This window comes from Cellulosimicrobium sp. NPDC055967 (assembly GCF_042269845.1).
GTDB lineage: Bacteria > Actinomycetota > Actinomycetes > Actinomycetales > Cellulomonadaceae > Cellulosimicrobium.
Window position 1 is genome coordinate 66,711 of record NZ_JBHJYJ010000002.1, and the last position, 24,892, is coordinate 91,602.

The 24,892-nt window shown below is 75.1% G+C and carries 26 protein-coding genes and 1 tRNA gene; 15 read left to right on the forward strand and 12 right to left on the reverse strand.

Features of this window, described 5'->3' with window-relative positions:
* Positions 1 to 74 precede the first annotated feature (74 nt).
* Together ACFC2L_RS03045 and ACFC2L_RS03050 are read left to right on the forward strand one after the other, a co-directional pair.
* Positions 75 to 1,358, forward strand: coding sequence for a VWA domain-containing protein (locus tag ACFC2L_RS03045; protein WP_375822843.1), 1,284 nt, complete (start codon positions 75 to 77; stop codon positions 1,356 to 1,358).
* The gene (locus tag ACFC2L_RS03050; RefSeq protein WP_375822845.1) at positions 1,355 to 2,278 is read left to right on the forward strand and encodes an FHA domain-containing protein; all 924 of its coding nucleotides are present in this window, start codon (positions 1,355 to 1,357) and stop codon (positions 2,276 to 2,278) included. The genes ACFC2L_RS03045 and ACFC2L_RS03050 overlap by 4 nt, the downstream gene beginning before the upstream one ends.
* A 6-nt stretch (positions 2,279 to 2,284) precedes the next feature.
* Here the strand turns inward: ACFC2L_RS03050 and ACFC2L_RS03055 are convergent, their stop codons facing one another.
* A complete protein-coding gene (locus tag ACFC2L_RS03055; protein ID WP_374614547.1) occupies positions 2,285 to 2,773 on the reverse strand; it encodes an Hsp20/alpha crystallin family protein in 489 nt (162 codons plus the stop codon).
* A 358-nt stretch (positions 2,774 to 3,131) separates the two neighbouring features.
* Here ACFC2L_RS03055 and ACFC2L_RS03060 point away from each other — a divergent pair, with 358 nt between their 5' ends.
* From ACFC2L_RS03060 to ACFC2L_RS03080, 5 genes are all read left to right on the forward strand, one after another.
* A complete protein-coding gene (locus ACFC2L_RS03060) occupies positions 3,132 to 3,812 on the forward strand; it encodes a biotin transporter BioY (protein ID WP_375822847.1) in 681 nt (226 codons plus the stop codon).
* A gap of 19 nt (positions 3,813 to 3,831) precedes the next feature.
* Positions 3,832 to 5,298, forward strand: a complete 1,467-nt coding sequence (locus tag ACFC2L_RS03065) for a class I adenylate-forming enzyme family protein (RefSeq protein WP_375822849.1) — start codon at positions 3,832 to 3,834, stop codon at positions 5,296 to 5,298.
* On the forward strand, positions 5,295 to 6,488 hold the full coding sequence (locus ACFC2L_RS03070) for a thiolase family protein (RefSeq protein ID WP_375822850.1): 1,194 nt from the start codon (positions 5,295 to 5,297) through the stop codon (positions 6,486 to 6,488). Before ACFC2L_RS03065 ends, ACFC2L_RS03070 begins: the two co-directional genes overlap by 4 nt.
* 155 nt (positions 6,489 to 6,643) lie before the next feature.
* A complete protein-coding gene (locus tag ACFC2L_RS03075; protein ID WP_375823161.1) occupies positions 6,644 to 7,303 on the forward strand; it encodes an energy-coupling factor ABC transporter ATP-binding protein in 660 nt (219 codons plus the stop codon).
* Positions 7,300 to 7,899 (forward strand): CbiQ family ECF transporter T component, encoded by a 600-nt coding sequence (locus ACFC2L_RS03080; protein ID WP_375822852.1) that lies wholly within the window; start codon positions 7,300 to 7,302, stop codon positions 7,897 to 7,899. The genes ACFC2L_RS03075 and ACFC2L_RS03080 overlap by 4 nt, the downstream gene beginning before the upstream one ends.
* A gap of 136 nt (positions 7,900 to 8,035) precedes the next feature.
* On the opposite strand, the gene ACFC2L_RS03085 is transcribed toward ACFC2L_RS03080, so the two are convergent.
* From ACFC2L_RS03085 to ACFC2L_RS03095, 3 genes are read right to left on the reverse strand one after another with little or no spacing between them, the layout of a single operon-like run.
* Positions 8,036 to 9,382 carry an MFS transporter gene (locus ACFC2L_RS03085; protein WP_375822854.1) on the reverse strand — a complete coding sequence of 449 codons (1,347 nt, stop codon included), beginning with the start codon at positions 9,380 to 9,382 and terminating at the stop codon, positions 8,036 to 8,038.
* Positions 9,379 to 10,059, reverse strand: a complete 681-nt coding sequence (locus ACFC2L_RS03090; protein ID WP_375822855.1) for an ArsR/SmtB family transcription factor — start codon at positions 10,057 to 10,059, stop codon at positions 9,379 to 9,381. The genes ACFC2L_RS03085 and ACFC2L_RS03090 overlap by 4 nt, the downstream gene beginning before the upstream one ends.
* 43 nt (positions 10,060 to 10,102) lie before the next feature.
* Positions 10,103 to 10,840: a phosphatase PAP2 family protein gene (locus ACFC2L_RS03095; protein ID WP_375822856.1), complete on the reverse strand. Its 738-nt coding sequence runs from the start codon at positions 10,838 to 10,840 to the stop codon at positions 10,103 to 10,105.
* A gap of 213 nt (positions 10,841 to 11,053) precedes the next feature.
* Between ACFC2L_RS03095 and ACFC2L_RS03100 the strand changes: the two genes are divergently transcribed.
* From ACFC2L_RS03100 to ACFC2L_RS03115, 4 genes are all read left to right on the forward strand, one after another.
* Positions 11,054 to 11,203 carry a hypothetical protein gene (locus ACFC2L_RS03100; RefSeq protein WP_156533217.1) on the forward strand — a complete coding sequence of 50 codons (150 nt, stop codon included), beginning with the start codon at positions 11,054 to 11,056 and terminating at the stop codon, positions 11,201 to 11,203.
* Between the two features lie 187 nt (positions 11,204 to 11,390).
* Entirely contained in the window at positions 11,391 to 12,035 is a 645-nt protein-coding gene (orn, locus tag ACFC2L_RS03105) for an oligoribonuclease (protein ID WP_375823162.1), read from the forward strand.
* Positions 12,036 to 12,110: 75 nt separating this feature from the next.
* A tRNA-His gene (locus ACFC2L_RS03110) sits at positions 12,111 to 12,186 on the forward strand.
* 115 nt (positions 12,187 to 12,301) lie between these two features.
* On the forward strand, positions 12,302 to 13,027 hold the full coding sequence (locus tag ACFC2L_RS03115; RefSeq protein ID WP_375822858.1) for a Crp/Fnr family transcriptional regulator: 726 nt from the start codon (positions 12,302 to 12,304) through the stop codon (positions 13,025 to 13,027).
* On the opposite strand, the gene ACFC2L_RS03120 is transcribed toward ACFC2L_RS03115, so the two are convergent.
* From ACFC2L_RS03120 to ACFC2L_RS03130, 3 genes are all read right to left on the reverse strand, one after another.
* The gene (locus ACFC2L_RS03120; RefSeq protein WP_375822860.1) at positions 12,958 to 14,949 is read right to left on the reverse strand and encodes a heavy metal translocating P-type ATPase; all 1,992 of its coding nucleotides are present in this window, start codon (positions 14,947 to 14,949) and stop codon (positions 12,958 to 12,960) included. The two genes, ACFC2L_RS03115 and ACFC2L_RS03120, sit on opposite strands and share 70 nt — an antisense overlap.
* Complete coding sequence (locus ACFC2L_RS03125) at positions 14,946 to 15,179, reverse strand: heavy-metal-associated domain-containing protein (RefSeq protein WP_264032217.1); 234 nt, start codon at positions 15,177 to 15,179, stop codon at positions 14,946 to 14,948. Before ACFC2L_RS03125 ends, ACFC2L_RS03120 begins: the two co-directional genes overlap by 4 nt.
* A gap of 142 nt (positions 15,180 to 15,321) precedes the next feature.
* Positions 15,322 to 15,975, reverse strand: a complete 654-nt coding sequence (locus ACFC2L_RS03130) for a LysE family translocator (protein ID WP_375822861.1) — start codon at positions 15,973 to 15,975, stop codon at positions 15,322 to 15,324.
* 235 nt (positions 15,976 to 16,210) lie between these two features.
* On the opposite strand from ACFC2L_RS03130, the gene ACFC2L_RS03135 reads away from it, so the two are divergent.
* The 4 genes from ACFC2L_RS03135 to ACFC2L_RS03150 all read left to right on the forward strand — a co-directional run bounded on the left by ACFC2L_RS03135 (position 16,211) and on the right by ACFC2L_RS03150 (position 19,408).
* On the forward strand, positions 16,211 to 17,044 hold the full coding sequence (locus tag ACFC2L_RS03135) for an ABC transporter ATP-binding protein (RefSeq protein ID WP_264032219.1): 834 nt from the start codon (positions 16,211 to 16,213) through the stop codon (positions 17,042 to 17,044).
* On the forward strand, positions 17,041 to 17,682 hold the full coding sequence (locus ACFC2L_RS03140; RefSeq protein WP_237842265.1) for an ABC transporter permease: 642 nt from the start codon (positions 17,041 to 17,043) through the stop codon (positions 17,680 to 17,682). The genes ACFC2L_RS03135 and ACFC2L_RS03140 overlap by 4 nt, the downstream gene beginning before the upstream one ends.
* Complete coding sequence (locus ACFC2L_RS03145; RefSeq protein ID WP_375822863.1) at positions 17,679 to 18,413, forward strand: ABC transporter permease; 735 nt, start codon at positions 17,679 to 17,681, stop codon at positions 18,411 to 18,413. The genes ACFC2L_RS03140 and ACFC2L_RS03145 overlap by 4 nt, the downstream gene beginning before the upstream one ends.
* A gap of 77 nt (positions 18,414 to 18,490) precedes the next feature.
* The gene (locus ACFC2L_RS03150) at positions 18,491 to 19,408 is read left to right on the forward strand and encodes an ABC transporter substrate-binding protein (protein WP_375822865.1); all 918 of its coding nucleotides are present in this window, start codon (positions 18,491 to 18,493) and stop codon (positions 19,406 to 19,408) included.
* A 109-nt stretch (positions 19,409 to 19,517) separates the two neighbouring features.
* On the opposite strand, the gene ACFC2L_RS03155 is transcribed toward ACFC2L_RS03150, so the two are convergent.
* The 5 genes from ACFC2L_RS03155 to ACFC2L_RS03175 form a co-directional block, all read right to left on the reverse strand.
* Complete coding sequence (locus ACFC2L_RS03155; RefSeq protein ID WP_375822866.1) at positions 19,518 to 20,441, reverse strand: RimK family alpha-L-glutamate ligase; 924 nt, start codon at positions 20,439 to 20,441, stop codon at positions 19,518 to 19,520.
* Positions 20,442 to 20,536: 95 nt separating this feature from the next.
* Positions 20,537 to 22,120, reverse strand: a complete 1,584-nt coding sequence (locus ACFC2L_RS03160; protein WP_375822868.1) for a dihydrolipoyl dehydrogenase family protein — start codon at positions 22,118 to 22,120, stop codon at positions 20,537 to 20,539.
* A 64-nt stretch (positions 22,121 to 22,184) separates the two neighbouring features.
* Positions 22,185 to 22,751: an AAA family ATPase gene (locus ACFC2L_RS03165; RefSeq protein ID WP_375822870.1), complete on the reverse strand. Its 567-nt coding sequence runs from the start codon at positions 22,749 to 22,751 to the stop codon at positions 22,185 to 22,187.
* Positions 22,752 to 22,877: 126 nt separating this feature from the next.
* Positions 22,878 to 24,524 (reverse strand): cation acetate symporter, encoded by a 1,647-nt coding sequence (locus ACFC2L_RS03170; RefSeq protein ID WP_375822871.1) that lies wholly within the window; start codon positions 24,522 to 24,524, stop codon positions 22,878 to 22,880.
* Positions 24,521 to 24,871, reverse strand: a complete 351-nt coding sequence (locus ACFC2L_RS03175; RefSeq protein ID WP_375822873.1) for a DUF485 domain-containing protein — start codon at positions 24,869 to 24,871, stop codon at positions 24,521 to 24,523. The genes ACFC2L_RS03170 and ACFC2L_RS03175 overlap by 4 nt, the downstream gene beginning before the upstream one ends.
* Between the last annotated feature and the right edge of the window lie 21 nt (positions 24,872 to 24,892).

Here is a 24,892-nt window from a genome sequence, read left to right on the forward strand (position 1 = left end):
CCCCCGCACGACCCGCCACCACCACCCCCGACCCGATAGCCTGCACGAACACCCGCACCACCGAAGGAGCCCCCATGGCCGAGTTCGCCGCCGAGGTCTACCAGAACGAGTTCCTGTCCGAGGGCGCCACGGACGTCCACGCGATCGTCACCGTGACGTGCACGGGGGCCGGGAGCGCGGGGAGCGTCGGCGGCGCGGGCGGGGTCGCCGAGATCATCATGGTCGACACGTCCGGCTCGATGTCGGGCCGCAACATGGAGGCCGCGAAGCACGCCGCCCAGGTGGCCGTGGACCAGATCCTCGACGGCACGTGGTTCGCGATCGTCGGCGGCAGCCACGTCGCCAACCGCGTCTTCCCGTACCCGAACGCGCGCATGGCGATGGTCCAGATGGAGCCGGGGGCGCGCGCCGAGGCGAAGCGCGCGATCTCGATGCTCACGCCCGGCGGCGGCACGGCGATGAGCACGTGGCTGCGCCTCGCGGACCAGCTCTTCGCGACGGTTCCCCAGGCGGCGCAGCGGCACGCGATCCTCCTCACGGACGGCAAGAACGAGTCGGAGCCGCGCGCGAACCTCTCCGCCGCGGTCCGGGACGTCACCGGGCACTTCCAGTGCGACGCGCGCGGCGTCGGCTCGCGCTGGCAGGTCGACGAGCTGCGCGAGATCTCGACGGCGCTGCTCGGCTCGGTCGGCCTCATCGCGGACCCGAACGAGATCGCGGCCGACTTCGAGCGGCTCATGCAGGCGTCCATGGCCCGCGGGGTGGCCTCGGCCGACCTGCGCGTGTGGGCCCCGCAGGGCTCGCAGGTGCTGTTCGTGCGCCAGGTCGCGCCGACGGTCGAGGACCTCACGCACCGCCGCGCCGAGGTGAACCCGCTCACGGGTGCCTACCCGACCGGCTCGTGGGGCGACGAGTCGCGCGACTACCACGTCGCGGTCCGCGTCGCGTCGAAGCCGGTCGGCTCCGAGCAGCTCGCGGCGCGCGTCCAGCTCGCGGTGAACGGCGAGGTCGTCTCCTCCGGGCTGGTGAAGGCCAAGTGGTCCGACGACGAGTCGCTCACCACCCGCATCAACCCCGAGGTCGCGCACTACACGGGCCAGACCGAGCTCGCCGCGGCGATCCAGGAGGGCCTCGCGGCCAAGGCGTCGGGCGACGAGGCGACGGCGACCGTCAAGCTCGGGCGGGCCGTGCAGCTCGCGCAGCAGACCGGCAACGAGGAGGCGACGTCGCGGCTGCGCAAGGTCGTCGACATCGACAACGAGGAGCAGGGGACGGTGCGCCTCAAGCGCAACACGTCGACCCTCGACGAGATGGCCCTCGACACCGCCTCGACGAAGACGACGCGGGTCCGCCGGTGAGCGCCGTCGTCTGCCCCAACGGGCACCCGTCGGAGTCGACCGACTACTGCGACGTGTGCGGCGAGCCGATCGGCGCGGCGTCGGCCCCGTCCGCGCCCGTCGCGAGCGGTGCGACGCCCGCGCCGGGCGGCGCCGGGGCGGCCGCGCCCGCGACGACGTGCCCGAACTGCGGGTCGCCGGCGCCCGGCGGCGCGCTGTTCTGCGAGAACTGCGGCTACGACTTCACCACGGGCGCCCTGCCCGACCCGGTCGAGCCGCCGTCCGCGCTCTCGCTCGACCCGCCGTCGCGCCCGACGCCCGCGCCCGCGACCTCCGCACCCCCGGTGCCGGGCACACCCTCCGGGTCCACGCCGCCCCCGCTGCCGACCTCCGCGGCAAGGTCCGCCGCGACGTCCCCGTCGTCGTCGACCCCGCCCCCGCTGCCCGCCCCGAGCCCCGCCGCCGCACCCGAGGCGGGCGCCCCGGGCGAGCCGGCGACGTCGGGCACCCACCTCCCGACGCCCCCGGTCCCGGGGCCGGACCAGTGGGTCGTGGAGATCTGGATCGACCCCGACTGGTACGCGGCGCAGCAGCCCGAGGACCCGATGCCCTCGGCGGGCCTGCCCGGCCTCGTCGTGCTGCGCGAGCGCAGCGTGCTCGTCGGCCGCCCGTCGGTGTCCCGCGGCATCCACCCGCAGGTCGACTGCGGCGCGGACACGGGCGTCTCCCGCCGGCACTGCCAGCTCAGCACGGACGGTCAACGGTGGTGGGTCGAGGACCTGCAGTCGTCGAACGGGACGTACGTGAGCCCCGCCGGCGAGCCGCTCCCCACGGACCCGGTCCCCGCCGGGCAGCGACGCGAGCTGTCCGACGGGGACCGGGTCTACCTCGGCGCGTGGACGCGGCTCGTCGTCCGCAAGGCGCTCCCGGGCGAGGTCTGAGCCGGCTCAGCCCTCGGTCGTCCGAGGCTCGGCCTCGGCCGTGATCTGGGTCGCCGCACCGCTGCTGCCCGCGCGGTGCGCGACCTCGATCCGGCGCGGCCGGGCCTCCTCGGCCACGGGGATCGTCAGCGACAGCACCCCGTCCTCGTACGACGCCGAGATCTGGTCGAGCGCGAGCCCGCGCCCCACCGTGAGCTGACGCGCGTAGGTCCCCGAGGGCCGCTCGCGCGCGAGCCACTGGACGTCGGGATCGGTCCGCGGGCTGCGCTCGGCGCGGATCGTCAGCGTGCGGTCCTCGACGGACACGTCGATCGTCCCCGGGTCGACACCGGGAAGGTCCATCGTCAGGACGTAGTGGTCGCCCGCCCGGAACAGGTCGAGCGGCATGCCGCCCGACGCCGACGCCGCGGTCGCGCGCGCCCCGGACGCGAGCTGGCCGACCAGGCGGTCCATCGCATCGAAGGTGGTCGTGAACGGGTCGATCATCGCAGCCACACCTCTCACCTCCTCGTCGGTCGGTCCCGGACCGTCCGGGACCGGTCGGTGGTCCCGCGAGGTAGGCACCTCGCAGGCGGCTACACCTCTGTTCTAGCACTCTCCCCCGGAGAGTGCCAAGAGCCGCCGTGGGCCGTCCCGGTGCACGCGGCAGAGGGGCGGTTGTCGACTTCCTCCGAGACCGGATCCCGCGACGACAGCCAGGTTGGTGGAACCCTCCAACCCGTTGTGCGATCCGTGCACGCGGCGACACCGCCGTCGTCCGCGTCCCCGTCGTCGCGCACCGCGCAGGGCCGGGAGAGTGGACCTGGCCACGACGGGTCGGGCACCGATCCGTCACGACGACGCAGGGAGCACCATGACCGACGCACCGACCACGGCGACCCCCGGGACGCCCGCGCCCGCCACGCAGACCACCGGTCCGGGAGCGGGGCGCCGCGCGCCGCTCGCGCTCGACGCGGGCGACGCCGCGCGCGTCGCGACCTTCGCGGCGCTGATCGCCGCGCTCGGGATGCCGGGGTCGATCGCGCTGTTCGGGAACGCGGTCCCGATCACGCTCCAGACGCTCGGCGTCATGCTCGCCGGGACGATCCTCGGCGCGTGGCGCGGCACGCTCGCGGTCGCGACGTTCCTCGCGCTCGCGGCGGCCGGCCTCCCGGTGCTCGCGGGCGGGCGCGGCGGCCTCGGGGCGTTCGTCGGCCCGTCCGCGGGCTACCTGCTCGGGTTCCTCGCGGGGGCGGCGGTCGTGGGCTGGCTCGTCGACCGGCTGCGCCGGGTGACGTTCGGCGGTGTGCTCGTCGCGTGCCTCGTCGGCGGGGTCGCGGTCGTCTACGCGTGCGGCGTGCCGGTCCAGTCCGCCGTCACGGGGGTACCGCTCGCGACGACGGCGCAGCTCTCCCTCGCGTTCCTCCCGGGCGACGTCCTCAAGGCGCTGGCCGCCGCGGCGATCACCGTGGGCGTCGTGCGCGCCTACCCGGCCGCGCGCCGGTCGGGCCGTTCTGCGGGCCGTCCCATGGCCGCCGGCCGCACCGCCTCCTGACACCTGCGAGAGTGTCCGCGTGCCCGTCGCCCACCAGGTCCTGACGCACGCCGCCGACCCGGCGGCGCGCGACCGCCCCGCCCTGCGCACCCCCGAGCGGTCGCGCACCTACGCCGCGCTCGCCGCCGACGTGCGCGCGGGCGCGACGCACCTCGCGGCGACCGGCACGCGCCCGGGCGACCTCGTCGCCGTGTCCCTGCCCGACCCGCTGGACCTGCTCACGGCGGTCCTCGCCGCCGACCACGCCGGCGCGACGCCGCTCGTGTGCGACCCGGCGTGGCCGCGCGCGCACCGCGCGGAGGTCCTGCGCACCCTCGCGCCGCGCACGTTCGTCGAGGTGCCCCTGCCGCGCGGGACCGGCGCCCTCCCCGACCTCGTGCCGGGGCTCGCCCCGCAGGGGGGTGCGGACCCCGGCACGGGCCACGAGCCCGGTCCGGACGACCTCGCGTGGGCGGGGTTCTCCTCGGGCAGCACGGGCCGGCCGCGCGCGGTCGTGCGCACGCGCGCGTCGTGGGCGGGCTCGTTCGACGACGTCACGCGGCTCCTCGGGCTGCGTCCCGCCGACACCGTGCTCGTCCCCGGCCCGCTCGCGTCGTCGCTCTACTGCTTCGCAGCCGTGCACACGCTCGCGGTCGGTGCGTGCGCCTACCTCACACGCACCCCGGCCGCCACGACCTCCGCGCTCGCGAGCAGCGACGTCGTGCACCTCGTGCCGCAGGTCCTCGACGACGTGCTCGACGCCGTCGCCGCAGGGGCGCCGTCGCGGCTGCGGCACGCGGTCGTCGGCGGGGCGTCCCTCGCCGCCGGGGCGCGGTCGCGCGCGGCGGCGCTCGGCGTCGACGTGCTCGCCTACTACGGCGCGGTCGAGCTCTCGTTCGTCGCCTACGACCCCGACGGGTCGGGGCTGCGTGCGTTCCCGGGGGTCGACCTCGAGGTCCGGCCGCTGCCGCAGGCGAGCGTCGGCGAGGTCTGGGTCCGTTCGCCCTGGGTGTCCCGCGGCTACCTCGCGCGCGCCACCGGACCGCTGCGGCGCGACGGCGCGTGGAGCACCGTGGGCGACCTCGCCGACCCCCTGCCCGACCCGTCGACGTCGCCGTCCGCGGCCGGTGCCCCGCCCGGCACGCTCGTGCTGCGCGGCCGCGGCGACGGGGCGATCCTCACCGGCGGGTCGACGGTCGTGCCCGAGGACGTCGAGGTCGTGCTGCGCGCCGTGCCGGGGGTCCGCGACGTCGTCGTGCTCGGGACCGCGCACCGGCGCCTCGGGGCGGTCGTGAGCGCCGTCGTCGAGTGCGACGACCGGCCCGGGCTGCGCGCCCACCTGGAGCGCGTCGCGCGCGCGGCGCTCGCCCCGGCGCAGCGGCCCCGGCGCTGGTACGGCACGCGCGCCCTCCCCCGGACCCCGTCGGGCAAGCCCGCGCGCGGGGCCGTGAGCGAGGCCCTGCTGGGGACCGACCCCGCGCGGTCGGGCCTGGAGCCGCTGCGGTGACCGCGCCGGGGGCGTGGGCGGACGCGCCCGTGGTCGTGGCCGCGCGCCGCACGTGGGTGGGGACCGCCGGGCACGGGCACCGGTCGGCGTCCGAGGTCGACCTCGCGGCCGGTGCGCTCGGCGCGACGCTCGGCGACGCGCGGGCCCTCGGGGTCGAGGACGACGTCGCCGACGTCCTGCTGGGGTGCTGCACCGGGCCCGGCGGGAACGTCGCCCGGGCCTCAGCGCTCGCCGCGGGCCTCGGCGTCACCGTGCCGGGGCTGACCGTCGACCGGCAGTGCGCCTCCGGTCTCGCCGCGGTGCTGCTCGCCGCGCAGCAGGTCCGCGCGGGCGAGGCGCGCCTCGTCCTGGCCGGCGGGACGGAGAGCGCGTCCCTCGCTCCCACGCGCGCCCACCACACGGTGTGGGGCGACGTGCCGTACGCGCGCGCCGCGTTCGCGCCGACGCCGTGGGCCGACCCGGGCATGGGTGCCGCCGCCGACGCGCTCGCGCGCCGCCGCGGCGTGACCCGCGAGCGCCAGGAGGCGTACGCGGTGCGCAGCCATGCGCGCGCCCTCGCCGCGCACGTGGGCGGGCGGTTCGCGGCCGAGACGGTCCGGGTCGGCGCGCCGACACGGTCGCTCGCGCGCGACGAACGGGCGCGGCGCCTCGACCCCGCGGTGCTCGCCCGCCTCTCGCCAGCCTTCACGCCCGGCGGCACGGTCACCGCCGCCACCACGAGCCCGGTGAGCGACGGCGCGGCGGCGGTCGCGGTCGTGCCCGAGCGCGTCCGGCGCGGGCTCGGAGTCCCGGGTCTGCGCGTGCTCGCGTCGGCGACGGTCGGCTGCGACCCGGCGCTGCCCGGGTGGGGGCCGGTCCCCGCGGTGCGCGCGGCGCTCGACCGCGCGGGCACGCGGCTGGACGACGTCGCGGCGGTCGAGGTCGTCGAGGCGTTCGCCGCGCAGGTCCTCGCGGTGACGGACGCGCTCGGCCTCGACCCGCTCGGCGACCCCGTCGACGACGCGCGGGTCTGCGCCGACGGCGGCGCGCTCGCGCTCGGGCACCCGTGGGGCGCGAGCGGCGCGGTGTCGGTCGTGCGGCTGTTCTCGCGGCTCGTGCGCGCGGGTGCACCTGCTGGGACGCTCGGTCTCGCGACCGCGGCCGTCGGCGGCGGCCTGGGTGTCGCGGCCGTGCTGGAGGTCGTCCGGTGATCGCGCGCGCCCGGTCGGCCCGGCGGCGACGAGCCGCCGCCGGGATCATCTCGACCGCGCCGGCGGACGGGTCCGGCGCCCTCCTCGCGACGGGCACCCCGGCCACGCCCGAGCACGACCCCGCCGGGCCCGCCTGCACGGTCCGGCTCGAGGACGTGCACGTGCGCCTCGGCGAGCGCGACGTGCTGCGCAGGGTCGACCTCGAGCTGCGCGAGCGGCGCGTGGGGATCGTCGGGGCCAACGGCTCGGGCAAGAGCACGCTCGCGCGCCTGCTCAACGGGCTCGTCGTGCCGACGTCGGGCCGGGTCCTGGTCGACGGCCTCGACACGCGCCGCGACGGCCCGGCGGTCCGTCGGCGCGTGGGGTTCGTGTTCACGGACCCGGACGCCCAGATCGTCATGCCGACGGTCGCGGAGGACGTCGCGTACTCGCTGCGTCGCCACGCTCCGGCCGAGCGCGACGCCCTCGTGCGGGCGGCCCTCGCCGCGCGCGGCCTGGCGGACCACGCCGACCACCCCGCACACCTGCTCTCGGGCGGGCAGAAGCAGCTCCTCGCGCTCACGTCGGTGCTCGCCGCGGGGCCGCGGCTCGTCGTCGCCGACGAGCCCACGACGCTCCTCGACCTGCGCAACACGCGGCGGTTCGCCGCCGAGCTCGCGGCGCTCCCCCAGCAGGTCGTGCTCGTCTCGCACGACCTGTCGCTCATGGACGCGATGGACCGCGTGCTCGTGGTGGACGACGGACGGGTCGTCGCCGACGACGCGCCGGGGCCCGCCGTCGCGCGCTACCTGCGCCTCGTCGACGGGGCGTCGTGACCCCGGGCACCTACCGGCCGGGGTCGTCGGTCCTGCACCGCGCCCCGGCCGGGGCCAAGCTCGCGGGGTTGGCGGCGGCGTCGGCCGTCGTGCTCCTCGTGTCCTCGCCGGCGGGGGTCGGCGCGGTGGTCCTCGCCGTCGGCGCGCTCTACGCGGTCGCCGGCGTGGGACGGCGTGCGGCGTGGGAGCAGGTGCGCCCCTTGCGCGTGGTCGTGCCCGTGCTCCTCGCCGTCCAGTGGCTCGCCCTCGGCCCGGTGCCGGCGGTCGTGCTCACGACCCGGCTCGTCGCGCTGGTCGCGCTCGCGGGGCTCGTGCTCCTCACGACCCGGACGTCCGCCGTCCTCGCCGCGATCGAGCGGGGGCTGCGGCCGCTGCGCCGCCTCGGCGTCGACGTCGACCGTGCGGCCCTCGTCCTGTCGCTCGCCGTACGCTGCGTCCCCGTCGTCGCCGCGCTGGCCCAGCGCGTGCGGGACGCGTGCCGCGCCCGGGGCCGCGAGCACGACGTCCGCGCCTACGCCGTCCCGCTCGTCGTCGGCGCGCTGCGCCAGGCCGACGCGCTCGGCGACGCGCTGCGCGCCCGCGGCCTCGACGACTGACGGCCCGTCCCGCCGTCGTGCCGAGATAGAGCGCTGGTCTCACGAGGTAGAGCCCTGGTCACGACCAGGCCTCTACCTCGCTGTACCAGTCCTCTACCCCGCCGCACCAGGCCTCTACCTCGCGGAGAGGGCGCTCTCATCGGGACGCAGGCTCGCCGGTGGCGCGGCGGCCGCGGAGGGAGACGACCGCCGCGACGAGGATGCCGACCACGGTCACGACCAGCAGGGCGCGGTAGTCGACGGCGCCCACGAGGGCCGCGCCGACCACGGTCAGCACGAGCTGCGGGACGTTGACCAGCAGCAGGCTGGCGGCGGCGACGCGCCCCTGGAGGCCCGGGGGCGTGCGGAGCTGCCGCTCGGTGACGAAGCCGACGATCGACCAGGTGGCGCCGAGCCCGACCGCGCCCAGCCCGAGCACGATCGCCACGACGTTCGTCCCCGTCGCGGGCACGATGCCGAGCGCGAGCACCAGCAGCCCGAGGGCGACGAGCCGCTGCGCGCCCCAGCGGGCGACGAGGCGGGCCGCCGTGAGCCCCGCGACGATCGCCGTGAGCGCCTGGACCGAGGAGATGGGACCCAGCAGCTCCGGGGCCAGCCCGAGCCCGTCCTCGACGATCGCGAGGCTGACCGCGTTGAGCAGCCCGACCCCCGCGAACGCGACGAGCATGGCGAGGGTGAGCACGCCGAGCGGGGCCGTCCGCACGAGGTGGCGGAAGCCCGCCGTCATCTCGGCCAGGTACGGCTCGCGCTCGGCGGCCGGGGTCGGCGGCGTCTCGACGAGCCGGATCCGGCCGATGACGGTGCCCGCGACGGCGAACGCGACGGAGGCGGCGACCACGAGCGGCCACGCGCCGGCGAGCGCGTAGGCGCCCGCGCCGACGACCGGCATGAGGAGGCGGAAGACCTGGTCGATCGTCGTGAGCCGGCCGTTCGCGGGCGCGATCGCCTCGTCCGGGAGCATGTCCCGCACGAGGCCCGCCTGGGCCGCCGCCGTCGCGAACCCGACCCCCGAGTAGATCACCGTCACCACGAACACGAGCCAGACCTGCTCGGGCCCGCGGACGGCGAGGAGGGCGAGGAGGCTCACAGCGCCGACGAGGTACGTGACGACGAGCATCCGTCGGCGCGACACCCGGTCGGCGAGCTGCCCGAGGAGCGGGGACGCGAGCGCCGGCAGCCCGAGCGCCGCGAACACCAGCCCCGCGGCACCGTTCGAGCCGGTGAGGTCCTTCACCCACACGGCGAGGATGATCGCGAGGACCGAGTCGGCGAAGTTCGTGAACCCCCACGCGACCGACAGGAGCCGGAACCCGCGGGACCGCAGCGCGGCCCGGGGGTCCGGGGCGTCGTCCCGGACGGCGACGGGGACGGCCGCGGCGCCGGGCTCCGCCGCCGCCCCCGGCGCGTCCTGGGGCGCGTCCCCGGGAGCGTCCCTGGGAGCGGGTGGGGCGGCGACGTCGGTCGGCTCGGGGGTCGCGCTCATCGGGGGGCCTCCGGGAGATCGGCGTTGACGACGGAGAAGAGGCGTGCACGGCGCGCGCCCGCGGGACGGAGCGACGTGTCCTCCCAGCGCCCCCGGAACCGGTCGGTGAGCGCCTCGACCTCGCGGGCGAGGGCGTCGAGCTCCTCGCGGGTCGCGTAGAAGGACGCGCCGGTCATCGTGGAGGCGAGGAGCCACTGCGGGTCGTCGGTGGCCGCGCCGGCGAGCCACGTCCGCACGCGCGCCGCCTCCTGGTCGATCATGAGGCTCGCGACCGCGCCCGCCGCGTGCAGCGTCTCCGGCACGTCGGGGTCGAACGTCGTCTGCCGGCCCCGCCCGACGGAACGCCACGGCCGCTCCTTGCCGCGCCGCTCCGCCGGCTCGACGTATCCGTACTTGGCGAGCATGCGCAGGTGGAAGGAGCAGCTCGCGACCGACTCGCCCATGACCTCGGCGCACCGCGTCGCGGTCACCTCGCCCTCGTCGTCGAGCAGCGCGAGGATCCGCAGGCGGAGCGGGTGGGCGAGCGCCCGGATGGTCGCCGGGTCGCGGGCGACGACCTGGCCCGCCTCGGGCCGGGGGCCGCGCGGGAGCGTGCCCGACGACGGCGCGGGGGCGGGATCGCTGGGCGCGCCCGGGTCGTCCGGGCCGGTGGCGTGAGGGTCGGCCGATGTGCTCATGCCCTCACGCTAGTTCACGAAAGACTTCTTGCGCAAGAGTTCTTTAGCGAGGCTCCGGCACCTCTTCCGAGCCGCCGCGACGCCGCACCCGCCCGTCGTGGACGCGACTCATCACGACCACCACGCCCAGGACCGCCACGGCGAGCGACAGGCCCGCCAGGACGTCGGTGAGGAAGTGGTACCCGAGGTAGAGCCGGCTCAGCGCCACGGCCCCGATCACGAGCACGGAGGCGACCGCCCAGACCGCGAGGACCCGCGGGTCGTGGTGGCGGTGCCACACCAGGTACCCGCCCACCAGGACCAGCGTGGCCGCGCCGATCGTGTGCCCGGACGGGAAGGAGAACGATCGCTCCACCCCGGCGACGACCATCGACACGTCCGGCGGCCGCGGCCGGGCGATCACCGCCTTGAGCACGGTCGAGACCAGCGTCGCGAGCAGCATGGCTCCCGCGAGCAGGCCCGGTTCCCACCACGTCCCCGTGCGCCGCGCCCACACCACGCACCCGACCGCGACGAGAACGGGCAGCACGAACGGCCCCGACACGGTGGTGACCACCGTGAGGACGCCCGTCACGACCGACGTCCGGTGCGCGACCATCCACGCGAGCAGCGGCTCGTCGAGCCGCCACAGGTCGTCCTGCTCGCGGACCGCGTCCAGGAGGAGGGCGAAACCCGCGACCCCCGCGAGCACCAGGAGCAGGCCCGGCCACACGCTCACGAGGACCCCGCGCAGCGACGCGCCGCCCGGCGTCCCGCCCGTCCGCCTCTCCCCCGCGCTCATCCCCGGAGGCTACGCACGGCGGGCCGACGCCGCACCGCGACCGTCCGCCGTCGGGCACCGGGGCGCGACCCGACGCTCGTGGCGAAAAAGGGATGCACCGCCCACGACCCCCGTGGTCGTATGTACCCACACCGCGGTGACGTCCGTCCGGTCCGTACCGGGCGGTGGAGGGTCCGGCCAGACCCACGAACCCAGCGTCACGAGAGCAGAACCATGCATCCCTTGATCACGTACGACGTGGCGGCCCTCAGCCGTCGCGAGCAGCTGCAGGAGCAGACCCTGCGCCGGTCGCAGCTGCGCCGCACCACGACCCGCGTCCCGGCGAACACCCGGCAGGCCCGCCTGCCGCGCCGTACCGCATGACGCGCACCGACCGCTCGCCGGGCCGGGGACCCTCCCCGACAGGCGGCGGCGCACCCCGTCGAAGGCCCCGACCGTCCGGACCCTGGTGGACCGGACAGCCGGGGCCTTCGTCGTGCGCGCCGCGGCTAGGCTGTGGCCCGTGAGTCCTGTGAACGCGAACGAACGCATCGTCTGGATCGACTGCGAGATGACCGGGCTGGACCTGGGCGCCGACGCCCTCGTCGAGGTCGCCGCCGTCGTCACCGACTCCGAGCTCAACGTGCTCGGCGACGGGGTCGACGTCCTCGTCCGGCCCCCGGCCGAGGCGCTCGAGCAGATGGGCGACTTCGTCCGCCAGATGCACACGACCTCCGGGCTGCTCGACGAGCTCGACGAGGGCCTGACGCTCGCCGAGGCCGAGCAGCGCGTCCTCGACTACGTCCGCACGTGGGTCCCCGAGCCGGGCAAGGCGCCGCTGGCGGGCAACTCCGTCGGCACCGACAAGGGGTTCCTGGACCGCGACATGCCCGCGCTCATGAGCCACCTGCACTACCGCATCATCGACGTGTCCTCCGTCAAGGAGCTCTCGCGCCGCTGGTACCCGCGGGCGTACTTCTCGTCGCCGGAGAAGCACGGCGGGCACCGCGCGCTCGCGGACATCCTCGAGAGCATCGACGAGCTGCGCTACTACCGCGCCGCCGTGTTCGTCCCGCAGCCCGGCCCCGACTCCGCGACGGCGCGCAAGGTCGCCGAGCAGGTCGTGGCGACGAGCGTCACGCGCGGCCGGACCCGACCCGCGGACGACGAGGTCGAGACGTCCGTGGCCACCGTCACAGGACCCACCGACGCCTGACCTCGAAAAGCGGTCCGGGAGCACCCCGCGGACCGGGTACACTTTTCGACGGCCGGTGCTTCACGCCCGGTCATGGTGGGTATAGCTCAGCTGGTAGAGCACCTGGTTGTGGTCCAGGGGGTCGCGGGTTCAAGTCCCGTTACTCACCCCAGTCACACGAGGCCCGGGTCGGTCGGAGGAGCTCCTCCGACCGACCCGGGCCTTCGTCGTCCGGCGCGCACCCCGCGCAGCGCCATGACGACACCGGCCCGCGAGGGAGGCGAGTCGTGGCCGAGAACACCGGTCCGAGCACCCGTGGCGACCTGTGCGTCCGGGTCGTCCCGGTCTTCCAGGGGCTCACGCCCGAGCAGCAGCTCGACGTCGCCGCGGTCGCCCGACCGACGACGGTGCGCCCGGGCGACCGCCCCTTCGCCCACGTCGCCACGTCACTGCTCCTGGTCGTGCACGCGGGCCGCTTCAAGGTCGCACGCTCGGACGCGGAGGGGCGCGAGCAGGTCCTGCGGGTCCTGGGCCCGGGCGACTTCCTCGGTGAGGCCGGCTTCCTCACCGGCCGGCGCTCGGAGCACGTCGTCACCGCACTGGAACCGGGCCGGCTGTGCGTCTTCCGGCACGCGGACCTGGGCGAGCTCGTGCGGCGCCACCCCTCCATCGCCTTCCGGATGCTCCAGGCGGTCAGCGCCCGGCTGGACGACGTCGAGCAGCGCCTGGCGTCCGTCGTCTCCGGCGGGGTGGGAGCCCGGCTCGCGGAGTACCTGTTGTCGCTGCCGGCCCGGGGCACGCGGTCGGGTACCACGACCGGGGCGGCGCCGGAGACCGTCGTCCGGCTCCCGCTCGCGAAGAAGGACGTCGCCTCGCTGCTCGGCACGACGCCGGAGTCGCTGAGCCGACAGCTGCGCAGGCTCCACGACTCCGGCGTCATCGCTCAGCGCGCAGGCGGGGAGATCGTCGTCCTCGATGCCGACGTCCTCATGGATCTCGCCGCGCGGTCCTGACCGCCCGGGACGGCGGCGGCCGACCGCGGCCGGCGGGCGAGCCGCATCGCGTTGACGACGACCACGAGCACCGAGGCCTCGTGAACGAGCATCCCGACGGCCATGGTGACCCCACCGACGAGGATCCCGGTGAGCAGCGCGGCGACCGTGACGAGCGCGATCACGATGTTCTGCCGCATGGTGCGCACCGTGCGGCGCGCGAGCGAGACCGCGTGCGGCACCTTGAGCAGGTCGTCGCCCAGCAGTGCGACGTCGGCCGTCTCGATCGCGACCCGCGTCCCCGCAGCGCCCATCGCGACCCCGACGTCCGCCGCGGCGAGGGCCGGGGCGTCGTTCACGCCGTCGCCGACCATCGCGACGGTGTACCCCTCGCGCTGGAGGTCCCGCACGGCCGCGAGCTTCTCCTCGGGCAGCAGCCCCGACCGCACCTCGTCGACGCCGGTCTCGGCGGCCACGGCTTGCGCGACCGGGTCGACGTCGCCGGTGAGCACGACGATCCGGCGCACGCCGACCGCGCGCAGCCGGGACACCATCGACGCCGCGTCGGGTCGCACCCGGTCCGCGACCGCGACCACGCCGAGCACGGCGTCGCCCCGGGTGACCACCATCGGGGTCCGTCCGACCGCTGCTCGTTCCGCCATGACGGCAGCGGCGCGCCCGGCGCCCACGACGTCACGCCCCGCCAGGAGCGCAAGGTTGCCGACGGCGACCGGCACGCCGTCGAGCACCGCCAGCACGCCCCTGCCGGGGACCGGCTCGGTGTGCTCGGGAAGACCGACGACGACGTGCCCCGACTCCGCGGCGGCGTCGACGACCGCGCGGGCGAGCGGGTGCTCCGAGCCTGCCTCCACGCGCGCGGCGGTCAGCAGGACGTCGTCCTCGTCGGCCGCCGGGTCCAGCACGACCACGTCGGTCAGGCGGGGCCGGCCCTCGGTGAGCGTGCCGGTCTTGTCGAGCGCGACGGCGTCGACCCGGGCGACCGTCTCCAGGAACTCCCCGCCCTTGACGAGGACCCCGTCCCGCGCCGCGCGGCCGATGCCGGCGACGACGGACACGGGGATCGAGATGACGAGCGCGCCCGGGCACGCGACGACGAGCAGAGTCAGGGCGAGCAGCACGTCGCGCGTGAGCACGCCGACGGCCACGGCGAGCACGATGACGGCCGGCGTGTACCAGGCCGAGAACCGCTCCATGAACCCCTGGGCGCGTGCTCGGGCGTCCTGCGCCTCCTCGACCCGGTGGATGATCCGAGCGAGCGTCGTGTCCTCCCCCACGCCCGTGGCGGTCACCTGGAGGAGCCCGGCCGTGACGATCGTCCCCGCGAACATCGCGTCCCCGGCGACCTTCTCGGTCGGGATCGACTCCCCCGTGACGGAGGACTCGTCCACGGCCCCCACGCCGCGGAGGATCGTGCCGTCCACCGGGACCTTGGCCCCGTTCTTCACCAGCACGGTCTCACCCGCCGCGACGTCGGCCGCCGTGACCTCGACCTGGCGCCCGTCGCGCAGGACGACGGCGGCGTCCGGCAGGACGGCGACCAGCTCGGCCAACGCGGCGCGGGTCCTGTCGAGCGTGGCCGACTCCAGAGCGTGCCCGACGGCGAACAGGAACGTGACGGCCGCCGCCTCCCAGAAGTTCCGGACCAGGATCGCTCCGACGGCCGCCACCGCGACCAGGAGGTCGATGCCGATGCTCCGCGCCGTGAGCGCGCGCCAGGCCGCGACCGCGACCGGCGCGCCCGCGACGACGGCGGCCGACACCATGAGGGCGTCGGACCACCACCCGTGCCCGGCGAGCGCGGAGGCCGCAAAGGACGCGAGGACCAGCGTCCCGGCTGCCGCCGGCACCGCCCATCGACCCCGCGCCCAGGCACGGAGGCGCGGGCCGGCGCTGCGGGCCGTGAACCCGCCCGGGGCGTTCATGCGAGCGCGGGGCGCGCGACGTACCCCGCCCTCGCGACCGCGGCCACGAGGTCCTCGACGCCGGAGACCGCGGGGTCGTGCACGACCTCGATCCGCGCGGACGCGAACCGGACCCGCACCGACCGGACGCCGTCGAGCCGACCGACCTGCTTCTCGATCTTCGCCACGCACGAGGGGCAGGAGAAGCCGTCCGCCCGCAGGATCGTGGTGACGTCCATCGTCGTGCTCATCGTGGTTCTCCCGTCGTCGCGCGGCCCCTCGTGGGCCGACGAGAACGACGCTAGGGAGACCGGCCGCAGTTGTCCTTGACCCTGGTCAAGTGGTGACGGGCGTCATGCTCGGCCATCGAGGGCCGTCGAGGGCCGTCGCCGCTCAGGTCGTGCGGTGCGAGGCGACGGCGAGCACGCCGCCCAGGCCGATCATCATGCCGCCGCCCGTCGCGCGGACCGCGCTCAGGCGCCGCGGGGAGGAGGCGAACCAGGACCGGGCCGCGCCGGCGGCGAGCGCCCACGCGCTGTCGCAGACGAACGCGATCACCGTGAAGACCAGTCCGAGCACCATCATCTGGGCGGGCACGCGACCGGCGTGGAAGTCCGTGAACTGGGGCAGGACGGCGACGAAGAACACGATGGTCTTCGGGTTCGTCACGCCGACGACGTAGCCCTGCCGCACGACGCGCCACCACGGCTCGCGCACGGGCGCGACGTCGACGTCGACGTCGACGTCGACGGCACCCTCGCGCCGGTGCCGGATCGCCTGGACGCCGAGGTAGACGAGGTAGGCCGCGCCGACGAGCTTGACGGCCGTGAAGACGGCCACGGACGTCGCGACGACCGTGCCGACCCCGAGCGCCACGGCGACGACGAGCGTCAGCGCGCCGAGCTCGTTGCCGAGGACGCTCAGCACCCCGCCCCGGTGCCCGAGCGTGAGCGACCGGCCGACGACGAACAGCACGCTCGGCCCGGGGATCACGACGAGCACGAGCGAGGCGAGGGAGAAGGCGAGCAGGGAGTCGAGGGGCGGCACAGCGCCACGATAGGCCCCGACGTGGTGTACGTCACGGGAGAATCCCGCGGCGCCCCGGGCGGCCCGCGCCGGACCGGCGTGGTGCGCGACGGCGCGAAGCCGACGTACCGGTGCGAGTGCGACGTGTCGGTGGTTCGACGTACGGTCGGTGGACGCGTGGCATCGCGCTCGGCTGGCCGGCCACGGTCGTGGTTGGGTGGAGGCCGGTTCACCGACTGTCGGGAGGCAGCGCCCCATGATCGAGTTCCGATCGGTCACCAAGACGTACCCGGACGGCACGGCGGCGGTCGCGGACTTCGACCTGGTGATCCCGCCCCACCGCACGACGGTGCTCGTCGGGTCGTCCGGGAGCGGCAAGACGACGCTCCTGCGCATGATCAACCGCATGGTGGAGCCCACGTCGGGCACGATCGAGATCGACGGCGCGTCCATCCTCGACCGCGACCCCGTGAAGCTGCGCCGCAGCATCGGGTACGTCCTGCAGAACGGCGGGCTCCTCCCCCACCACAAGGTCGTCGACAACGTGGCGACGGTGCTGCGCCTCGAGGGCACCCCGCGCCGGCAGGCGCGCGACCGTGCGCTCGAGCTGCTCGACACCGTGGGCCTCGACCGCGCGCTCGCGGACCGCTACCCGAGCCAACTCTCGGGGGGCCAGCAGCAGCGCGTCGGCGTGGCGCGCGCGCTCGCCGCGGACCCGAACATCCTGCTCATGGACGAGCCGTTCGGGGCCGTCGACCCGATCGTGCGCGCCGAGCTCCAGACGGAGACCATCCGGCTGCAGCGCGAGCTGGACAAGACGGTCGTCTTCGTCACGCACGACATCGACGAGGCGTTCCTGCTCGGCGACCAGGTCGTCATCCTCGAGAAGGGGGCGCAGGTGGCCCAGATCGGGTCCCCGAGCGAGATCCTGGAGAACCCCGCGAGCGAGTTCGTCGCGAGCTTCATCGGGGCGGAGCGGGGCGCCCGGGCTCTGCACACCAAGCGCACCGAGCACGGGACCGTGCTCGTGGACGGCACGGGACGCACCCAGGGCGTCCTGGTCGACGACCGCGCCGAGGGCGGCGCATGACCTGGGTCCTGGACAATCTCGACCTCATCGGCCGTCTCACGGTCGAGCACCTCAGCCAGTGCGTGGTGCCGATCGTGCTCGGGTTCCTCGTCTCGATCCCGCTGGGCTGGCTCGCCTTCCGGTTCCGCCTCACGCGGGGCCTCGTCCTGACGCTCGTCGGCCTGCTCTACACGATCCCGTCGCTCGCGCTCTTCGCGCTGCTCCCGCCGCTCCTCGGCATCAGCTTCCTGTCCGAGCTGAACCTGGTCGTCGCGCTGACGATCTACGCCGTGGCCATCATGACCCGGTTCGTCGCGGACGCCCTCGCCTCGGTCGACCCGACGGTCCGGCAAGCCGCTCTCGCGGTCGGCTACGGGCCGTGGCGGCGCTTCTGGCAGGTCGACCTCCCGCTCGCCGGACCGGTCGTGCTCGCCGGGCTGCGCGTCACCGCCGTGTCGACCATCTCGCTCGCGACGGTCGGCATCCTCATCGGGATCGACAACCTCGGCTACCTCTTCACCAACGGCTACCAGCGGCAGATCGTCGCCGAGATCCTCTCGGGCGTCGTCGCGGTCGTCGTCATCGCCCTGCTCGTCGACCTGCTGCTCGTCCTCGCCGGGCGAGCGGTCATGCCCTGGTCCAGGAAGGTGCGCGCATGAACCTGTTCTCCGACGCGATCGCCTGGATCTTCTCCCCCGACCGGCTCACGGGCGCGCTCCCCCTCCCGGAGGCGATCTGGACCCACCTCGCGTTCACGTTCGTCTCGGTGCTCATCGCCGCGGCGATCGCGATCCCGGCAGGCTGGGCCATCGGCCACACGGGTCGTGGCCGGGAGTTCGCCGTCGCGCTCTCGGGTGCGGCCCGCGCCGTCCCGTCGTTCGGGCTCGTCCTGCTCCTCGTCCTCGTCTTCGGGGTGACGCACAAGGTCACCGCGTCCGTCACCGCGTTCGTCCTCCTCGCGATCCCGCCGATCCTCGCGGGCGCCTACGCCGGTGTGGAAGCCGTCGAGCGGCGCGTCGTCGACGGCGCCCGGTCCGTCGGCATGACCGGGTGGCAGGTGCTCTTCAAGGCCGAGGTGCCGCTCGGGCTCCCGCTGCTCATCGGCGGTCTCCGCTCCGCGACCCTCCAGGTGGTCGCGACCGTCACGCTCGCGGGCTACATCGGCAACTGGGGCCTCGGCTTCTACATCGTCCAGGGCATCCAGATCCGCGACTTCTCCCAGATCCTCGGAGCCTCTCTCCTCGTCGTCGTCCTGGCCGTCGTGCTCGACGCGCTGTTCGCGATCCTCCAACGGGTCGTCGTCCCGCGCGGCGTGACGGTCGGCCGCTCCTCGGACGACGCACCCGCCCGGCGGCGCCGTCGCCGGGTCCCCGCACCGACCACCGCCTGATACTCGGGCCCGACCTCCCGCACCGCACTCCGCCCGACCCTCCCGGTCCCCGGGACGGCCCTCAGAAAGGCAGACACATGCGCAGCACCCGACGCACCGCCGCCCTCGTCGCCGCAGCGGCGACCGCCGTCCTCACGCTCACCGCCTGCGGCGGCGGGTCCGACCCGCTCGACGCCGACACCGGGGCGTCCGACGGCAGCGCCTCGTCCGACACGATCGTCATCGGCTCCCAGGCCTACGACTCGAACGAGATCATCGCCGAGATCTACGCCCAGGCGCTCGAGGCCCAGGGCTTCACGGTCGAGCGGAACTTCTCGATCGGCCAGCGCGACGCCTACATGCCCGCGCTCGAGGACGGCGAGATCCAGCTCTTCCCGGAGTACACGGGCAACCTGCTGCAGTTCTTCGACCCGGAGACCACCGCGACGTCCCCCGAGGACGTCTACGCCGCGCTCCAGGACGCGCTGCCCGACGGGCTCACGGTCCTCGACCAGTCGAGCGCGACCGACCAGGACTCGTACAACGTCACCGAGGCCTTCGCCACGGAGCACGACCTCACGAGCCTCGCGGACCTCGCCGGGCTCGACGTGCCGCTCACGCTCGGCGGCCCGGCGGAGCTCGAGCAGCGCCCCTACGGCCCGCAGGGTCTCAAGGACGTGTACGGCGTCGACGTCTCCTTCGTCGCCACGGGCGACACCACCGTGCAGGACCTCGTGGCCGGCACCGTGAACATCGCCAACGTGTTCAGCGCCGACCCGAGCATCCAGACCGAGAACCTCGTGACGCTCGAGGACCCCGAGGGGCTCTTCCTCGCGTCCAACGTGGTGCCGCTCGTCAACGCGGACCTCGCCGACGAGATCGCGGACGTCATCAACCCGGTCAGCGCGGCCCTCACCCCGGAGGGCCTGATCGCCCTGAACGTCGAGTCCCGGGTCGACCAGCGTTCGCCCGAGGACATCGCGGCGGACTGGCTGTCGGAGAACGGCCTGGCCTGACCGCCGGCCCTGCAGGATCGTGGCCCGTCCCGGTCCCCGGGACGGGCCACGGTCACGAGCCGGCCGGCAGCCGGTTCCCGACGTCGGTGCGCGACGTCAGGAGGTGACGTCAGTGCGCGACGCGCGCGGCGATCGCGTCGGCGAACCGGTCGAGCGACCCCGGGGCGAGGGCGAGGAACAGCGACGGCTCGGTGAGCTCGAGCTCGATGACGACGACGCCGCCGTCGTTGCCCGTCACGACGTCGACGCGGGCGTAGAGGAAGCTCGTCACGTCCCCGCCGCCGACCGCGTCCGCCGCCACCGCGAGCGCCCGGCGCGCGACGTCGAGCTGCTCCTCGGTCGCGGTGAACGGGCTCATCTCCTCCTGCTGGTACAGGCCGCGGGTCGGGCGGTGCGGGCCGGTGAGGAGCGCGTTCTTGCGCACGGCGTGGGAGAACTCGCCGTCGACGAAGACGAGGCCCGTCTCGCCCGCGGTGTCGACGCTCGTCACGTACGGCTGCACCATGACCTCGCGCCCCGAGACCAGCAGGTTCTTCGCGTGCTGGATCGCGAGCCCCCGCGAGTGCGCCTCGCCCGCCTGGTAGCGGCCCGTGTCCTTGGCCCCGGCGCTGACGACCGGCTTGATGACGAAGTCGCCCTGGGCGGGCAGGCGCGTGTGGATCGCGCGCGAGGACAGGTTGCGCGCGGGGTCGAGCCACAGCGTCGGGATCACGGGGATACCCGCGCCCTCCAGCTCGCGCAGGTAGCCCTTGTCGGTGTTCCAGCGGAGCACGGCCTCCGCGTTGAGGATGCGCGGGACGCGCGCCGCCCACGCGACGAACTCGTCGCGCCGGGCCGAGTAGTCCCACGTCGAGCGCACGACGACGGCGTCGAACGCTGCCCAGTCGACGTCCGGGTCGTCCCAGACGGCGGGCTGCGCGGCGACGCCACGGGCGTCGAGCGCGCGCACGAGCGGCGCGTCGTCAGGGTCCAGGTGCGGCAGGACGGAGCACGTCGCGAGGGCGACGCGCGGGGCTGAGGTCTCGGTCGTCACGCCCCGAGCCTAGGGGACGGGACCGCCGCGCGGGCGCCCGGCCCTGTGACGTGCCCGGTCTCGGCGGCGTGCCCTCGCCGCCGCGACGTCGCACGCTACAGCCCGTACTCCTCCAGGAAGCGCAGCCAGACCTCGCTCACCGTCGGGTACGACGGCACCGCGTGCCACAGCCGCCGCAGCGGGACCTCGCCCACGACGGCGATCGTCGCGGCGTGCAGCATCTCTGCCGCGTCGGGGCCGACGAACGTGGCGCCGACGACGACCTCGCGCGCGGCGTCGACGACGAGCTGGGCGCTGCCGGCGTAGTCCTCGGCGCGCACGGCGGCGCCGGAGACGCTCGCGAGGTCGTACCGCACGACCCGCACGTCGATCCCGGCCTCCCGGGCGGACGCCTCGGTGTGCCCGACGGCCGCGACCTCGGGGCGTGTGAAGACGACCTGCGGGGACGCGACGCCGTCGGCGGTCGCCGCGAACCGCGACCACGGCGCGGGCGCCGCGCCGACGGCGGGTGCCCGCTCCCCCGCCGTGGGGGCCCCGTCGGTGTCCGGGTCGCCGAACCGCGCGGCGACGACGTCGCCCACGACCCGGCCCTGGTACTTGCCCTGGTGGGTCGTCGCGACCCGGCCGGTGACGTCACCCGCGGCGTACAGCCAGCCGCCCTCGGCACCCTCGGCAGCGTCCTGCGGCAACCCCTGCACGAGCATCGTGTCGTCGACGTCGAGCGCGCGCCCCGGGGTGAGCCCGACGCTGTCGACGCCGAGGTCCTGCGTCCGGGGGGCACGACCGGTGGCGACGAGCACGCGCTCCGCCGTCACGGGCGACACGTCCGGCGCCTCGCCGGCGTCGTCCCCGCCCCACCGCGACCCGACGGCCGAGAGCGTGAGGCGCGCCCCGCCGTCGGGCAGCGCCTCGACCGACTCGGTGGCGACCCCGAGGCGCACGTCCACGCCCAGCTCACGCAGCGACGCCGCGACCGCCACGCCCGCCCAGGGCTCGGTCCGGCCGAGCAGCCCCCCGCGCGAGAGGACCGTGACGCGCGTGCCGAGGTCGGCGAACGCGACGGCCATCTCCGTCGCGACCACTCCGCCGCCCACGATCGCGAGCGACTCGGGGACGTCCTCGACCGCCGTCGCCTCGCGGCTCGTCCAGGGGTTGGCGTCGGCCAGGCCGGGCACGTCGGGGAGCACGGGGACGCTCCCCGTCGCGACGATCACGGCGTGCCGGGCCGCGAGCCGCCGCGTCCGCGGGAGGTCGTCCGGGTCGGCGTCGGGCTCCTCGGCGACGACCTCCACGAGACGCGGGCCGACGATCCGTCCCAGCCCGCGCACGAGCGCGATCCCCGCGCCCTCGACCCAGGAGACCTGGCCGCCGTCGTCCCAGTCCGCGACCATCGCGTCGCGCCGCGCGAGGATCGCGGGGACGTCGAGCGCGTCGTCCACGCCCACCCCCGGGACGCCGCGCGCCTCGGCGCGCGCCGCGCCCGGCCGCAGGAGCGTCTTGGAGGGGATGCACGCCCAGTAGGAGCACTCGCCCCCCACCAGCTCGGCCTCGACGAGCGCGACGCTCAGGCCCGTGCGCCCGGCGCGGTCGGCGGCGTTCTCCCCGACGGGCCCGCCGCCGATCACGATCACGTCGTAGGTCTCGTCGGGCGCGGTCTCCTGCTGCGGGTCGCTCGTCATGGGCCCATCCTCACGCGGCGTCGCGCTCGTCGCCCAGCGGGAGGTCGGCGGGCTCGGCGGCGGGTCAGGCGACGCGCGCCTCGTCGAGCCGGTCGAGGACCTGCCGCACCGTCTCGGCGACGGACCGTCCCGTGGTGTCGAGGTGCAGTCCGCCCGGCGTCGACCGGGCCGCCGCGGCGAACTCGTCCGGCGTCCAGTCCCCGTACGCCCGCTTGTGCCGCGCGGCGTCGCGCGCGGCGAGGGTCGCGGCGTCCGGGATGAGCACGACGGCGTAGCACGGCCGGGTGCGCACGCGCGCCGTGAACCGCTCCAGGTCGGGCCCGAGCAGGATGTCCTGGACGACCGCGACCACGCCCGCCGCGGCGTAGGTGTCCGCGGCCTGCGCCGCGAGCTCCTGCCGCAGGTCGAGCTGGGCACGGGCCGCGGCCGACAGGGGCGGCGCCATGGACGCCTGCCCGCTCACGACGAACCGGCGGAACATGTCGCCGCGCACGTGCGCGGCCAGGGGGAACGTCCGGGCGAGCGCGTCGGCGACCGTCGACTTGCCCGAGGCCATCGCCCCGGTGACCACGAGGACGGGTGCCGGGCCGGCCTCGGGGGCGACGGCGTCGGGCAGGGACGGGGAGGGCATGGCGGGACGGTACGTCACGGCCGACCGCCCGGGCCACGGGATTCCCGGGACGGGGACGCGCAGGAGGCCCCGGTCCGTCGCCCGGACCGGGGCCTCCTCGCGGCGCCCGCGACAGGTGTCGCGCGCTTAGTGCACGACCGCCTTCTCGGCGCCCGCGCCCGTGAGCGACCGGACCTCCATCTCGGCGAACTTCTCCGGGTGCGGCTTCTCCTTGCTGAGCAGCGTCCCGAGGACCCCGAGCAGGAACGCGAGCGGGATGGAGATGATGCCCGGGTTGCTCAGCGGGAAGATCGCGAAGTCGATGTCCGTGTTCTTGATCATCGACAGGCTCGCGCCCGTCACCGGGTCGACCTTGCCGGACACGACGGGCGAGAACGCGATGAGCACGATGCACGAGATCAGCCCGCCGTACATGCTCCACAGCGCCCCGGACGTGTTGAACCGCTTCCAGAACAGCGAGTAGAGGATCGTCGGCAGGTTCGCGCTCGCCGCGACGGCGAACGCGAGCGCCACGAGGAACGCCACGTTCTGGCCCTGGGCGAAGATGCCGCCGAGGATCGCGAGGATCCCGATGACGACGACCGTGATGCGCGCGACCTTGACCTCGCCGTCGGGCTTCACCTCGCCCCGCTTGATGACGTTGGCGTAGATGTCGTGGGCGAAGCTCGCCGCCGCGGTGATCGTCAGGCCCGCCACGACGGCGAGGATCGTCGCGAACGCGACCGCGGAGATGAAGCCGAGCAGGATCTCCCCGCCGAGAGCGAACGCGAGCAGCGGCGCCGCCGAGTTCACGCCGCCTGGTGCCGCGCTGATCGTCTCCGGTCCCACGAGCGCCCCGGCGCCGTACCCGAGCACGAGCGTGAACAGGTAGAAGATGCCGATGAGCCAGATCGCCCACACGACCGAGCGGCGGGCCTCCTTGGCCGAGGGCACGGTGTAGAAGCGCATGAGCACGTGCGGCAGCCCGGCGGTGCCGAGCACGAGGGCGAGGGCGAGGGAGAGGAAGTCGAGCTTGGTCGTGCCGGTCGCGCCGTACTGCTTGCCGGGCTCGATGAGCGCCTCGCCGCCGACGCCCGCCCTGTCGATCGCGCCCTGGAGCAGGTCGGACAGGTTGAAGCCGAACGTGGCGAGCACCCACACCGTCATGACCGCGGCGCCCGCGATGAGCAGCACCGCCTTGATGATCTGCACCCACGTGGTGCCCTTCATGCCGCCGACCAGCACGTAGAGGATCATGAGCGCGCCCACGACCGCGACGACCACGCTCTGCCCCGCCGTCGAGGAGACGCCGAGCAGCAGGGCCACGAGCCCGCCGGCGCCCGCCATCTGGGCGAGCAGGTAGAAGAACACGACGGCCAGGGTCGCGAGCGCCGCCGCCATCCGCACGGGGCGCTGCTTGAGCCGGAACGACAGCACGTCGGCCATCGTGAACTTGCCCGTGTTGCGCAGCAGCTCGGCCACGAGCAGGAGCGCGACGAGCCACGCCACGAGGAACCCGATCGAGTAGAGGAAGCCGTCGTAGCCGTTGATCGCGATGGCGCCGCAGATCCCGAGGAAGCTCGCGGCGGAGAGGTAGTCGCCCGCGATGGCGGTGCCGTTCTGCGGGCCCGTGAACGAGCGCCCGCCCGCGTAGTAGTCGGCGGCGGACTTGTTCTGCCGCGACGCGCGCAGCACGATGACGAGCGTCACGGCGACGAAGACGCCGAAGATCGCGACGTTGACGACCGGGTTCCCGACGTCGGTGGCCTCCGCGGCCAGGAGGTGCGCGCTCACAGCTCGTCCTCCTCGATCTCCCGGCGCAGCGCGTCGGCCGCGGTGTCGAAGCGCTTGTTGGCCCAGCGCGCGTAGATCATGGTGATCGCGAACGTGGACACGAACTGGCCGAGGCCGAAGAGCAGCCCGACCGTGACGTTCCCCCACACCCGGATGCTCATGAAGTCGTGCGCGTAGTTCGCCAGCAGCACGTAGACGAAGTACCACACGAGGAACAGCGCGGTCATCGGGAACACGAAGTTCCGGAAGCGTCTGCGCAGGTCCTGGAACTCGGGCGAGCGTTGCACGCGCTGGTAGTCGGTCTCGTCGGCGGACCCCGGTCCGGGGGCGGCCGTCACGTCGGTCATGACGCCTCCGTTGGCTCATTC